Source organism: Catellatospora bangladeshensis (genome assembly GCF_016862575.1).
GTDB lineage: Bacteria > Actinomycetota > Actinomycetes > Mycobacteriales > Micromonosporaceae > Catellatospora > Catellatospora bangladeshensis.
In genome coordinates this window covers 1-13409 of sequence record NZ_BONF01000018.1, presented here as the reverse complement: position 1 = coordinate 13409, position 13409 = coordinate 1, and the positions used below count along the sequence as shown (strand labels likewise).

8 protein-coding genes are annotated in these 13409 nt (G+C 69.1%); 3 read left to right on the top strand and 5 right to left on the bottom strand.

The window, feature by feature from the left end; all coding sequences use genetic code 11:
* Positions 1 to 210: 210 nt before the first annotated feature.
* The gene (locus Cba03nite_RS17125; RefSeq protein WP_203746896.1) at positions 211 to 2943 is read right to left on the bottom strand and encodes a LuxR family transcriptional regulator; all 2733 of its coding nucleotides are present in this window, start codon (positions 2941 to 2943) and stop codon (positions 211 to 213) included.
* Positions 2944 to 3121: 178 nt separating this feature from the next.
* On the opposite strand from Cba03nite_RS17125, the gene Cba03nite_RS40515 reads away from it, so the two are divergent.
* Positions 3122 to 6631: a M28 family peptidase gene (locus tag Cba03nite_RS40515; protein ID WP_203746894.1), complete on the top strand. Its 3510-nt coding sequence runs from the start codon at positions 3122 to 3124 to the stop codon at positions 6629 to 6631.
* Positions 6632 to 6783: 152 nt separating this feature from the next.
* Here Cba03nite_RS40515 and Cba03nite_RS17115 read toward each other — a convergent pair whose 3' ends face one another.
* The 3 genes from Cba03nite_RS17115 to Cba03nite_RS17105 form a co-directional block, all read right to left on the bottom strand.
* Positions 6784 to 8115, bottom strand: a complete 1332-nt coding sequence (locus Cba03nite_RS17115; protein WP_203746892.1) for a site-specific integrase — start codon at positions 8113 to 8115, stop codon at positions 6784 to 6786.
* Positions 8116 to 9071: 956 nt separating this feature from the next.
* Positions 9072 to 9398, bottom strand: coding sequence for a helix-turn-helix domain-containing protein (locus Cba03nite_RS17110; protein ID WP_239125805.1), 327 nt, complete (start codon positions 9396 to 9398; stop codon positions 9072 to 9074).
* On the bottom strand, positions 9395 to 10513 hold the full coding sequence (locus Cba03nite_RS17105) for a tyrosine-type recombinase/integrase (RefSeq protein ID WP_203746890.1): 1119 nt from the start codon (positions 10511 to 10513) through the stop codon (positions 9395 to 9397). The genes Cba03nite_RS17110 and Cba03nite_RS17105 overlap by 4 nt, the downstream gene beginning before the upstream one ends.
* Before the next feature lie 168 nt (positions 10514 to 10681).
* On the opposite strand from Cba03nite_RS17105, the gene Cba03nite_RS17100 reads away from it, so the two are divergent.
* Positions 10682 to 10936, top strand: coding sequence for a hypothetical protein (locus Cba03nite_RS17100; protein WP_203746888.1), 255 nt, complete (start codon positions 10682 to 10684; stop codon positions 10934 to 10936).
* 351 nt (positions 10937 to 11287) lie between these two features.
* On the opposite strand, the gene Cba03nite_RS17095 is transcribed toward Cba03nite_RS17100, so the two are convergent.
* Entirely contained in the window at positions 11288 to 12262 is a 975-nt protein-coding gene (locus Cba03nite_RS17095) for a DMT family transporter (protein ID WP_275411595.1), read from the bottom strand.
* A gap of 302 nt (positions 12263 to 12564) precedes the next feature.
* On the opposite strand from Cba03nite_RS17095, the gene Cba03nite_RS17090 reads away from it, so the two are divergent.
* On the top strand, positions 12565 to 13050 hold the full coding sequence (locus tag Cba03nite_RS17090) for a hypothetical protein (protein ID WP_203746884.1): 486 nt from the start codon (positions 12565 to 12567) through the stop codon (positions 13048 to 13050).
* Positions 13051 to 13409: the final 359 nt, after the last annotated feature.

Below are 13409 nucleotides of genomic sequence, written 5' to 3'. Positions count from 1 at the left end.
GCCAGAGCGGAGGCCGTGGCGTCCGCCGACGAGCAGCGGTCGGTCCTCGTCCGAGGACGACTTCACCCGGTAAACCGTTGCCGATGTTGGACGCGATGGCCTGCCGGGCTGCCGCCGCGGTGCCGACCAGCGCCGCGGTGAACGTGGCGGGGTGTGCGTGTCCCGGATCGGACGCGGGTCCCTCTGGGAGCCGTTGCGATAGGTCGTTATTTATGTGCCGGGGATGACAGCGTGTGCGAGTTGGATGCGTGAGTGGAGGCCGAGTTTCCGGTAGACGCGGGTGAGGTTCGCTTCGACTGTTTTGACGCTGATGGTGAGGGCTGTGGCGATGTCGCGGTTGCTCGCTCCGCTGGCGGCGAGCTCCGCGCAGCGCTGTTCGGCGGTGGTGAGGCGCGGGAGCGTGTCGCGGTGCGTGCGGGCGGGGTCCAGCCGGTGGAGGGTTCGGATGGCGGCTTCGTTCCAGGGGTGTGCCTGGTGGGTGTTGAAAAGCTCGGCGGCGCTCTGCGCGGCGGTGCGGGCGCTGGCGCGGCGGCGCCCGCGTCGTTCGGTGTGGCTGAGTGCCAGCAGGGTCCGGCCGCGTTCGATGGGCAGGTGGTGGAGGTGGTCGGCTGCGTCGGTGAGGCGCTGGGCGGCTGCGTTATAGTCGCCCAGGGTGGCGTCCAGGAGTGCCTGGGAGCGTTCGAGCGCGGGCAGGACGGAGCTTCTCCCCAGGTCGGTAGCGGTGCGCCGGGTTTCGGTCAGCAGGTCTCGGGCTTGGTCGAGGTGGCCGAGGCAGATGAGGGCTTCGGCGAGGTCGGCGTGCCAGCGCAGGACGGATGGGTCGCGGACCTGCTGCCGGGTCTCAAGTGTCCGGACCTCCTCCAGCGCTTGCAGGGCTTCTTTCGGATGGCCGGTGACCAGCAGAAGGTGTCCGAGGGCGAAGAGGTTCCGGGAGAGGAAGACCTTGTTGTCCTCCCGGCGGGCGGTGTCGGCCCCGCGGCGTGCGTGCGCGAGGGCGGAGTCGGTGTGCGAGGCGATGCCTTCGACGAGTGCGGAGGTGTAGCACGCCGGTCCGGGGTCCAGGCCCGCGCCGTCTGTCAGCGACTGGGCTCGGTCGGCGTAGTTCAGGGCACGTGCGCATCGTCCGGCGCGGATCTCGACTTCGGCGAGGCTGCGCAGGATGTCGACGGTGCCCTCGGCGTCTCCCGACCGCTCCGCTTCGACAAGCAGTGGCAGCAGGGCGTTGCGGGCTTCGTCCAGGTGGTCGTCGAAGAGGGCGTGGCGGGCACTGAGCTGTTCGGGTGTGGCGTTGACGGGGATGTGTGTGCTGCGTGGCAGGGACAGGGCGTGGCGGAGCGTTGTCTGGGCTTCGGGGTGGCCGAGGATGCGTTGGACGCGGGCCTGCATGGTGAGGGCCATGGCGGTGGTGGCGGTGTCGCCGGCGGTCCGGGCCAGGCTGGCGGCCTGGGCGGCCAGGGCGCATGCCCGGCCGGGGTTGCCTTCGTTGACGTTGGCCCAGATCGCCTGGCGGATGAGGATCTGCGCGGTCAGGTCCGGCTGGTCGGCCGCCTCGTGGAGTGCGTCGGCGAACAGTTCGTCGGCGCTGTGCAGGTGCTGTCCGCCTGAGTCGATCAGGGTGATGAGGGCGTTGACGCGTTGGGCGGGGCTGCTGTCGTGGTGCAGGACGAGGCGGACCGCGATCTGGCCGCGGAGCAGGTCGCCGCAGTGCGCGGCGTCGCGGACGGCGGTCAGCGCCCGTTCGGTGAGCAGATCGGTGTCGGCGTGCGGGGTGCGTTCGGCGGCGAGCAGCGACAGTTCGGCCGCTAGTGCGTGTTGTCCGCGCAGCCTGGCGCGGGCGGCGGCGCGGGCGGCGTGGTAGGCCGACTGCGGGTCGGTGGTGTCGGCTGCCAGCGTGGTGTGACGGTCCCGGCGGACGCTGTCGTGGCTGGCTTCGGCCAGGCGGGTGTGCAGGAGCCTGCGTGCGGCCGCTGGCGGCCGGGCCGCGAGTTCTGCGCCGATCGCGGCGGCGGTGAACCGGATCTTCCCGTCGGGCTGCCCGATGTCGATCAGTCCGGCTGCCTCGGCCTCGGCCAGGAGGCTCTCGGCGGCCGGACCGGCGAGGCGGCTCAGCAGTACGAGGTCGGGCTGATCGTCGAGCGCGGCGAATGTCAACAGGTGCTGGACGTCGGCCGACACGGTTCCCAGCCATTCGCCCACCAGTCTTCGGGCCGCCGAGGGGAGCAACGGGTCGCCTTCGGGACCCCGAGTGGCCGACATGTTCGCGGTACGGTCGTGGGCCCCGGCCAGTGCCAGGGCCAGGGCCGGGTTTCCGCCGCTGCGGGTGTGGGCCTGGGTGACCTGGTTGGCGGACAGCCGGTACGGCGACAGCAGGGCCGCGATCTGCTCGGCCGTCATCGCGGGGATGCGCACGGTGCATGGGTCCTCCCCGCACCAGTGGCCTGCGGCCCCGGGATGCCACGTGCGTTCGGCCGCGATGACGGGAAGGTTCGGGGCCATGCGCAGGGCCCAGCGCAAGATGGCCGCGCTGGCCGGGTCCAGCCACTGGGCGTTGTCCACCAGCAGCGTCAGGGGCGGTGTGTCGCGCAGCAGTGCGGCGGTCAGCCGGCGCAGCCGCAGGGCGGTCTTCGTGTGATCGACCGAGCCGGGCTCTGCGGCGTCGTCGAGCCCTGCCGCCAGCTTCTGGGCGCCAGGCTGGGGCTGCAGGGCGAGCGCGAGTTCGAGCAGTGCGGCGTGGGGGATCCGGCTGTCTTGCGGGCCTGGGGCCAGACGCACGACGGGCAGGTTCAGTTGCTGCCCGAGGACACCGGCTGCGGTGGTCTTGCCGATGCCGGGTGGCCCGAACAGCACGACCCGTCGGGTGCGGTACACCTCGGCCGGTATCACTGGCAGCAGGTTGCCAGGCGGCTGCTGGAACGCACTCGTCACCGTCGGGAAGTCTGCCATCGGATCATGATGCACCCGAGGTGCATTGTGCGCCAGGACAAGGGGTTGCCCTGATTTCGGCCAGCCTCCGCCTTGCCTAAGGTCGTCGCCAAAGCCGAGCTGTCACCGGCTGCCGGACACCCCGCTAACCCGGGTCCTGCGGCCACCCCCTTAACCCCAGCCCGGCGGAAGGATTGCGATGTATCGAAATAATGCCGCGGCGGCCGCTGCCGTGGTTCTGTTCGCCCTGGGCGCCGTGACCGGGGTGGCCGCCCCGTCGACCGCGGCCACCCCGCCGCCTGCGCCCGCGGTGGCGCAGAGCCCGTTGTCGCTGGCGATCTCCGCGGCCGACCGGGCGGCCGACGGCGGTCACGACGCGCTGGCCAAGGGCCCCTTCGAGCAGTACGACCGGCGCATGGTGATCCCGTGGGTCGACGGGCTGTTCTCCATCGCCTACACACGCACCTACCGGGGCCTGCCGGTGGTCGGCGGCGACGCCGCCGTGCTCGCCGACGGCAAGGGTGCGATCCGGGCGATCTCCGCCGCCACCAAGACGAAGATCAACGTGTCGGTGGTGCCGACCGTCGCCGTCGACCGTGCCGAGCAGACCGCCAAGAGCCTGCTCGCGAAGGTCGACCGGGTCGAGTCGCGCACCCTGGTGGTGCACGTCAAGGACAGCACCGCCCGCCTCGCATGGGAGGTCGTCGTCGCCGGACGCACCGCCTCGGCGCCCAGCCACCTGCACGTCTTCGTGGACGCGCGCACCGGCCAGGTGCTGGCCAAGCAGGAGGACGCCGCGGCGGGCTCCGGCACCGGCAAGTGGAACGGGCCCAGTCCGCTGACGATCACCACGTCGCAGTCGGGCAGCACGTACTACCTGCGCGACACCACCCGCTCCGGCCTGAACTGCCAGGACTACAGCACCAACACCGTCTTCTCCGGCCCGGACGACAGCTGGGGCAACGGCGTGGGCACCAGCAAGGAGACCGGCTGCGTCGACGCCCTGTACTCGGCGCAGAAGGAATGGGACATGCTGTCGAGCTGGCTGGGCCGCAACGGCCACAACGGCAACGGCGGCAGCTGGCCCATCAAGGTGGGCCTCAACGAGCAGAACGCCTACTGGGACGGCTCGACGATCACCATCGGCAAGAACCAGGCGGGCAACTGGATCTCCTCAATGGACGTGGTGGGCCACGAGTTCGGCCACGGCCTCGACCAGAACACCCCCGGCGGCACCAGCTCCGAGGCCGGCCTCGGCGAAGCCACCGGCGACATCTTCGGCGCCCTGACCGAGGCATACGCCAACCAGTCCAGCGCCTACGACGAACCCGACTACCTGGTCGGTGAGGAGATCGACCTCGTCGGCGACGGCCCGATCCGCAACATGTACAACCCGTCGCTGGTCGGCGGCCACCCGAACTGCTACTCCTCGTCGATCCCGAACACGGAGGTACACGCGGCCGCAGGTCCGCTCAACCACTGGTTCTACCTGCTCGCCGAGGGCAGCGCGCCGGGCGGCGGCAAGCCGAACAGCCCCATCTGCTCGGGCGGCCCGTCGTCGGTCACCGGCGTGGGCATCCAGTCCGCCGGAAAGATCTTCTACGGCGGCATGCTGCTGAAGACCTCCGGCATGACCCACAAGAAGTACCGCACCGCGACCCTGACCGCCGCGAAGAACCTGGACTCCTCGTGCGTCCTGTTCAATCGGACCAAGGACGCGTGGAACGCGGTCGCGGTCCCGGCCCAGACCGGTGACCCGACCTGCACCGGTTCCAGCACCGACTTCTCCGTCTCGGTCAGCCCCACCTCGGGCAGCGTCAACGCGGGCTCCTCGGTCACCGCGACGGTCAACACCGCGACCGTCTCCGGCAGCGCCCAGACCGTGTCGCTGACCTCCTCGGGTGCCCCGTCGGGGGTCACCGTGTCGTTCAGCCCGACGTCGGTGACGTCGGGCAACAGCTCCACGATGACGGTGGCGACCACGTCCAGTGCGGCTGCGGGCACGTACACCATCACCGTGACCGGCACCGGGTCGGTCACCCACACGGCCCAGTACACGCTGACGGTCAACGGCGGCACCCCCGGCGGCACCGCCCCGGACATCAGCGTGTCCAACGTGCAGGCGCACCTGACCCAGCTCAACACCATCGCCACCAACAACGGCGGCAACCGCCGCTCGACCGGCCAGGGCTACCTGCAGTCGGTGGCCTACGTCAAGGGCAAGCTGCAGACCGCCGGCTTCACCGTCACCGAGCAGCCCTGCACCTCGGGCTGCACCAGCGGCGCCGGCCCGAACCTGATCGCCGAGTGGCCCGGCGGCAACGCCAGCAACGTCTACATGTTCGGCGCCCACCTGGACAGCGTCTCGGCCGGTCCCGGCATCAACGACAACGGCTCCGGCTCGGCGGCGCTGCTCGAGGTCGCCCTCGCGCTCGCCGCGCAGAACCCGACCATGCTGAACAAGGTCCGCTTCGGCTGGTGGACCGACGAGGAGCAGGGCCTCAACGGCTCGAAGTTCTACGTCAACTCCCTCACCAGCACCCAGCGGACCGCGATCAAGGCCTACTACAACTTCGACATGATCGGGTCGAAGAACGGCGGCTACTTCATCAACAACATCAGCTCGACCGCGTCGCAGCCGATGAAGGCGTACTGGGACAGCCTCAGCCTGCAGCCGGAGGAGAACGTCGAGGGCCAGGGTCGCTCCGACGACTACTCGTTCCAGAACGCGGGCATCCCGACCTCCGGCTACGCCATGGGCGCCAGCGCCACCAAGACCTCGGCCCAGGCGTCGAAGTGGGGCGGCACCGCCGGTCAGGCGTACGACTCCTGCTACCACTCGTCGTGCGACACCACCAGCAACATCAACGCCACCGGCCTGGACCGGGCCGCCGACGGCATCGCCTACACGCTGTGGAACCGGGCCGTCGGCACGTCCACCCCGACCGACGACTTCTCGATCTCGGCCAGCCCCGCGTCGGGCACCGTGAACGCGGGGTCCAGCACCACGACCACCGTCGGCACCGCCACCACCTCGGGCAGCGCCCAGACGGTGAACCTGACCGCCAGCGGCGCCCCCACGGGCGTGACGGTCTCGTTCAGCCCGGCGTCGGTGACCTCCGGCAGCTCGTCGACCGCCACCATCTCGGTCGGCTCGTCGGTGGCCGGCGGCACCTACACCATCACCATCACCGGCTCGGGTTCGGCGACGCACAGCACCACGTACACGCTGACCGTGCCCGGCGGGCCGGGCGGCTGCACCGCCGCCCAGCTGATCCTCAACGGCGGGTTCGAGACCGGCACCTCGCCGTGGACCGGCTCCACCGGCGCGATCGGCACCTCTATCGGGCAGGTGCCGCGCAGCGGCACCCGGTACGCGTGGCTCAGCGGCTACGGCTACACCGCGACCGAGGCCATCAGCCAGACCGTCACCATCCCGTCGGGCTGCACCAGCGCGGTGCTGAACTACTGGCTGCACATCGACACTGACGAGTACGGGGCGGTCGCCTACGACACGTTCACGATCAAGGCTGGCGGCACCACCCTGGTGACGCTGTCCAACGTGAACGCGGCGGCGGGCTACACCCAGCGCACGGTCAACCTCGGCGCGTACGCCGGCCAGACGGTCACGCTGACCTTCACCGGCACCGAGGACGCCTACCTGCAGACCAGCTTCGTGCTGGACGACGTGACCCTGCAGGTCGGCTAAGTTCAACGGCAGGGTGGGGCGCTCGCCCCGCCCTGCCGCCTGTCCCGTTCCTCTGGTCACTGGTCCTCGGCCTGCAGCAGACGCCCGTGCGGCCCGGTGCGGGTCGTCAGCGGTCAACACACCACGGCTCGAGCCGGTTGTGTGGGAGGTGGTCATCGCTGTGACCGGCTCGCGGCCGACGCAGCGCGTTCGCCGACGAAGCCGAGCCAGTCCCGCCTGGCGTAGCGCGTCCATCTGATCGCAGCCGTGATGCTGATCCCGAGGATCTTGCTCAATACCGGCGCGGGCAGGTCCTCAGCCAAGCTGATCAGTGCGGAGTTGCGCGCACGGCGAATTCGGATTCCGTGCTGGCGCAGTCTTTGGCACAGGGCGGCTGCCGAGATGGGCCGACCCGCCAGGCGACCGGGAAACAGCCACGGGGTGCCGGGCACAGCGCGCCCGACCAGCGACGAGGTGCGCGCTGCGGACGCGGCTTGCGTGATCAGGGCGGCGACGGCGGGCGGCAGCTGCGTACGATGTTCCTTGACCTGCAGGAAGTGCTTGCCGCTGCTGGTGGTGACATTGTCGGTGGTCAGGGTCGCGATGAACGTGACCGGCAGGCCGTAGATCAGCAGCAGCGACGCGGCCGTCCGGACGTCGACGGAGATCGTCGTGTCGTGCAGGAGGCGGTCGAGCAGCGCCCACCTCTGGTCTTCGGTCATGGACAGGTCGGGCCCAGACGGGGTGATCGCGGCGACGGACAGCTTCTGGGCCAGTCCTCTCCGGCTGGCCCATGTGAGGAAGCCGCCGAGAAGCCGCCGATTGAGGCCGCCGTCCTCTATCCATGTGTCGACGTGTGCCTGGCGAGCCCGCTTGAGGGTGAGGTCGGTCGTGTCGAGCCAACGCAGGAACGTCAGAGCTGTGGAGACTTTGAGGCGGGCGTTGCGCGCGCTGGCGGCGGTGAACCGGGTCCTGTCCGCGCGCAGCCTGGCACGCCTCAGTACCGACCAGTTGCCGTAGGCGCGCAACACCTGCCGGTGATGGGCGGGTGCGGTGGACAGGGTCCGGCTCAGCCAGGGAGCCAGCCGCTCGAGTTGCTCGTCGCGGCGGGGCAGGACACCGGCGTGGACGAGCATCTCACGTAGTGCGGCAGCGGCTTGCTGCCGCGTTGCGGCATCGAGGGCCTCATGCGTGATAGCGCAACCGGATCGCAAAAGGTCACGTAGCAGTGCCGCACTGCCGTCACCACGCTCGACCCATGCCAGCACCGAACGCGGCCGATGCGCTGCGGCAAGCGCCGCCAGCAGCGGCGTGAGCTCCGCCGGAACAGATCCGTCAGGCCTGCGGAACTGGTCTTCCAGCTTTGATCGCGCGACGCACCGGACGCATTCGCCGTGCCGGTATCGTTCCTCGGCTTGCCCGCAGGTACGGCATGTGTAGTCGATCGTGGTACCGGCGCACGGCCCACACACGTCGCGGCCTCGGAAATCGGCCGCGACGAGCACGCGTACTTTGCCGCAGGAAGGGCAAGGCGACGGGTTGGCGCGGGCGTGGCGGTAACAGTGGCGGCAGACCCCACCTATGGGCCAACGGGCGGCGGGCTGGCAGCTTGTGCCGCACCGGGCACATGGCGTGGCACGTCTCGGCCGGCACGACACGCATAGCGGCCGCGCCGTGGCCGCGAAGGCGCAGGGTCGAAGCCGCTTGCAACCAGCACACTCCACCACGGGTTGCCGGTTGCAGCGCCGGCACAGGTCCGGGCCGCCGTCGCGACCGCGCACGGAAATCCGCCCCGTCCGGCCGCAGTGGCCGCAACGGCGCGGCTGCCGCCCGCCGCGCTCGTAGCAGGGCGGGCACAACGGCCCGTCCGGCCCGCGACGTGCGACCTTATCGACCCGCCCACACTCAGCACAGATGTGGACCGGCTTGCCATGGCACGTGCTGCACAGCGGCGACCCATCCGCAAGTCGACCGTTGACCCGCCGGGCTCGACCGCATCGCGAACACGGCTCGTGCCGACGCGGATCCCGGTCACGGCACGGATGGCACAGCGGACCTTCCGGCTCGATCACGGCTACGGGTCGGGTCTGCCCGCACCGCGCGCACGGGCGGGCCCGTGCCTTGGCCACGCAGCTCTGGCACACGCGACCACGACCGCCGCGCCCAGGCAGATGCGTCCGCCGCAGGCCGCACTCGGCGCAGACCGGCACCCGTACTGGATGGCCCTCGCCCTCCAGCAGCACCAGAAGCCGAAACGCGCCCGGCGGCGTGTCGGACGATGCCGACACCAGGACGTCGAGCCCGCGCTGCAGAAACGCATCGAGCTCCCGCAGACCGCGGCGCTTGTCCGCGTTGGCCGCCGCGACCAGCCGGACGGCGTCAACCTGGGCCAGGCCGGGCAGGCAGGCACTGAGCCGGTCGAGCACCCGCTGGCGCATCGCGCCAACGAGTGCCTCCTTGGTCATTCGGCTGCCGGTCGACGAATGGCGGTCCGCCGCACTGGCGGCGGACCGGACCGGTCGACCTCGCCCACCGCCTTACGCACCGCAGCCTGCACCGGCTGCACTTCGATCAGATCGTTGGGCGTGCAACCGAGGATGTCGCACAACGCCGCCAGGGTGTCCATGCTCAGCCGCTGCGGAGGCTGGGTCACCAGCCGGAACACCTGCTCACGGGACAAGTCAACGCCGCGCTCGGCCAGCAGCGGCACCAGCTCCGTCGTGGCGTACATGCCCTTCTCGGCCATCCGCAGCCGCAGATGCCAGGAAATGGCAAACCCACCGGTCACAACGCCTCCCACAGGTTCGGTCCCCGTGCTTGAAGCGCACGGGTCAACAGCCGGTTGCGGTACTCGTCGGACACCCCGGTGTACAACGCGGTGGTGGAGGCATAGGCGTGGCCGACCTGCTCCTGCACGAACCGCTCGGGATACCCGAACTCGATCAAGTGAGTGACGTAGGAGTGCCGCAGACAGTGCAGGTCCAGGACCGGGTCAAGCCCAGCCGCCTCCCGGGCCGCGACGAACGCGTCGTTGAGGCTGCGCCACGACACCCGCTCATGGCGCTCATTGACCCACAACGCGGCAAGGCCAGCAGGCTGAAACCTGGGCCGCACTTCGTCCAGCCACTGCCGCAGCACCGCGACGATCCAGTCCATCTCCGGCACCAGCAACACCGTGCGGCGCTTGGGCGGGCTGCCCCGAGACGACTTGCCCCAGCGCACCAGCACCGCGCCGAACTCACCGAAGTCCGGCACCCGCGGATTGCGACGAAGATCGGCCAGATCCAGACCCCACGCCTCCCGCCGCCGCAGCCCGAACGCATACACGGCCTTGAGCATCGCCGAGTCCCGCTGCGCGGCCAGCCCGCCTTTGCGGCCCCGAGACCTGATCACCTCGACACGCCCATCCGCGGCATCGAACAACGCCTGGACCTCGTCATAGGTCAACGGACGCCGACCCGGCCGGCCCTCGTACTCCGAGACGTGCGCAATGGTGTTCCACTCGCCCAGAACCTGCTGCGGAGCACGCCCGAACCGCTCCTCGCACAGCTGCTGCCACTCGTAGCGCGGATCGGTGACGTACTCCAGGAACAACTGGATGCCGTTGAGGTAGGCCCTCGCCGTCGAGTACACGATCGGCTTCGGCCCACCCCGCAAGTGATCAACGAACGCCTCGACCTCCGACGCGCTCCACTCCCACGGGTACTGATTGGCAAAACGCGACAGCCGCCTCACCAGGTCCACGCGCCGCCGGATGGTCTCCGCCTTCAAGAACCGCACCCGCTGCTGCCGAGACCAGCCCTCCAGCATGGCCTCCAGCGTCGCCGGCGCCGGGTCTAGAAACACAACCCCCGATGACGGCAACAAGTTGGGGGCCACGATCGAGGCAGCGAGCTCCTGCATGATTGCATTAAACACAACATTGCGTCGTTAGTACCGCTACGACCTCTTTAATCCAAGCTAACGGGTGCGTGATGGTCACTCGTGCGGCCGATTCCAGTTGTCACCGAATGTGCGCATCAGTTGCATCGGAAGCAACTCCGCTCGTATAACCCAACAGGCGGTCCGGGCATGTTCAAGCGGACGAATAAAGCGCGACGCGATGATCTCGGGATGCTGAGAGCCTCGGATATTCGCACACTGATGGGATTGTGGATCTGGTATCAAATAATCGGGGACAAAGATTCCGCCCGTGCCCTCCCGGACAGTCTGCCCGAGGGTGACCGTGACGAGCTCGCCTTTATGGAGGCTGCCTTCGGCATCGCCATCAGAGGCCAGGCGAAGAAGGGATGGAGCGATGCCCGCTTCCAAAGCCTCGCATCGTAGCTCGGCTCGCGATGGGAGGGCGAGGGCTACTCCAGCCAGGACGTCCTCGCCATCATGAGTGATGGCCTCGTCGCACCACTTGACCTGGAGCGATGGAGTGACCATGCGCGGCTCTTCCAGGTGATGCTGGCTGCCTCGTGACAATCATCCAAGAAGAGCGATGGGAAGAATGGATGATTGTGAACATGCTCAATCTGTCCGCCGATGTCGCCGAACATGGGGGTTACCAGCCCACCCGGCGACCTGGACTTGTGAAATGAGCCTGAGCTTGAAGCGTGCCACGAGGCGTTTCTGGGCAGGAAGATCAGTTCTCGGCTTCCTGTATCGGCCGGGCCTGACGGGTTGACGGGCTCACAGCGCCCGGACCGGAATCAGCGTCGGCCTGGGGAGTGCTACCACACCCGGGCGGGAGCCTGCTGGGTATGGCCGCGGAGCAGAAGTCGGCCGCAGCAGCCCGGTGAAAAGCCCGGCCGCGACCGCAGCGGCACCGAGCATCGACTCGGGCTCGGGCGGCGCGCCCTCGGAGATTGCGGCCGCCGCGATGGCGGTCATCGGCACCAGCGCTATGAAGAGCCCCGCAGCGTCGGCGCCGAGGACGCTGACGCCATGAAACCAGGCGAGGAACATGCCCGCGGTCAGTACGACCCCCAGAAAGCCGACGACGCCCACCTCGGCGAGGGTTGGCTGCCGCAACGCTGCGCCCTCGCCGGTGGCAGCGGCGACGCAGACAAGCATCGGCACTGCGAGCGTACAGCTGTACGTACTTACCCGTAGTGCGCCGAGGCGGGGAGTGAGTCGCGCTGCCAGCAGAGTGAACACGACGTCACAGGTCATGGCCAGTACCGCTGCGGCGACCCCCATGACGGAGGCGGTGCCAGCGCCGTGTACGAGGGTGGTGCCTGTGACGACGAGCGCGGCGGCGGCGAGCGTGCGTGGTGTAGGCATGCGTCGGGCCAGTATCGGTGCGACTGCAGCCAAGCCTAGTGGGACGCAGCCGACGATCGCGGCCACGATCGGGGCGTCGGCGTGGCGTAGCGCGGTCATGAGCGACAGGTTGAATCCGGCCAGACCCAGACCGGCCATGAGCGCCAGGCCCAGCCAGTCGCGGATGTGAACGCGCACGGCGGGCGTCCGGGTTGTAGCCAGCGTGGCCAGCAGGGCCGTTGCGGCAAGGGCGTAGCGTGCCGCTTGGGCAGTGGCGGTCGGGTAGTCGGCCAGGGCAGTGCTGGCTTGCACCGAGCCTCCGAGCACAACCATCGCGACGGCGCAGCAGGCGACTCCGACGCCGTACGGTGAGCGGTGGCTGGTTGTCCCAGGGGTGGGCATCGGTCCTCCGTTGACACGGCTATGTCTAGTTGAACCCGGCTGCAGTTGCACGTGGTCGCGGTGCGTTCTCGGGCGTCAAGAGTAAGAGTGGTCATGGTCGCGGCAGTTAGGCAGGCGATGATCGCTGAATGTTGCAGCGCGTCTGTTGCCTGCGTGCCCGCCGCGCGCCTAACATCTGCTGACTACTGCTAGACAAACACGACGATACCCATCTTGGCGGAGATATGGCGAGAGGTGCCGACGGGGACGGCTCAAAGGTGCACGCGCGGCGGATAAATCTGCCACGCGCAGAGGAGCCGAGAGTGCACGTCGACGGTCCGGCGATGCCGGGGGAAGCCGAGCCACTGGCCTACGAACCTGGGCGCGGTCCGGTCACCAAAGACGAAGTGCTGGGCAACATGCGCCGGCGTCAACGGATCAAGAACATGGACCAGCCGCGGGAGCGGCAGGTGAGCCTGGCGGAGAGTCTGCCCGATATCACGGGGGAGAAGACGCCGGTCGGGATCCGGCTGCCGACGGTGCTCGTGGAGTACATGCACCTGATCGCGCTGCTGGAAAACCTGCCGTTGATCGCGGTAATCGAAGCGGCGCTGATGCATAAGGCGCTGAGCGCGCCCAGCCCGCCGGAGCAGGCCAAGGAGAGCTACCTAGGTCTACAGGAACTGCTGTCCGGCGATGACCGGCCATTGCAGAAGCAGGGTGATGATCTGGACCTGCGGCGGCTCCGCGCCAAGGCTCGCGATCTGCTCGCTACGATTGACAAGCTCGAAGGGCGCAGCAGCGGCTGACGAGCCCGCAGGCCACCGCCAGCCGGCCGAGTCAGCGCCGACCTGCTATCCGCCGGAACCAGCTGCGGACACGCGCTCTGCCCGGTCATCGGCTTGGTACAGAAATCGCAGGCGGTGACGCTACTCGCCGCGTCCTTGCCCGCAGCTCTCGGTGATCATCTTGTTGTCTACGCAAGTCGATCACAAGTGAAGAGCCGCGGGCATGGAAGATGGTACGACCCGGCTGCTGGGCCTCGACGGCCTGGCTGTCATCGGGGTCGCCGACGGGCCGCTCAGCCCGGTCGTTGATCTAATCACCGCTGATGAGCAGGCACGCCGGGGTCCGGAGTGCGGCATGCCGGCACGCCGGTCGAAGGGCC

Coding starts and splice junctions, on each gene's coding strand:
- Cba03nite_RS17125 (WP_203746896.1), bottom strand. CDS start 2,943: ATGGCAGACTTCCCGACGGTGACGAGTGCGTTCCAGCAGCCGCCTGGC.
- Cba03nite_RS40515 (WP_203746894.1), top strand. CDS start 3,122: ATGTATCGAAATAATGCCGCGGCGGCCGCTGCCGTGGTTCTGTTCGCC.
- Cba03nite_RS17105 (WP_203746890.1), bottom strand. CDS start 10,513: ATGCAGGAGCTCGCTGCCTCGATCGTGGCCCCCAACTTGTTGCCGTCA.
- Cba03nite_RS17100 (WP_203746888.1), top strand. CDS start 10,682: ATGTTCAAGCGGACGAATAAAGCGCGACGCGATGATCTCGGGATGCTG.
- Cba03nite_RS17095 (WP_275411595.1), bottom strand. CDS start 12,262: ATGCCCACCCCTGGGACAACCAGCCACCGCTCACCGTACGGCGTCGGA.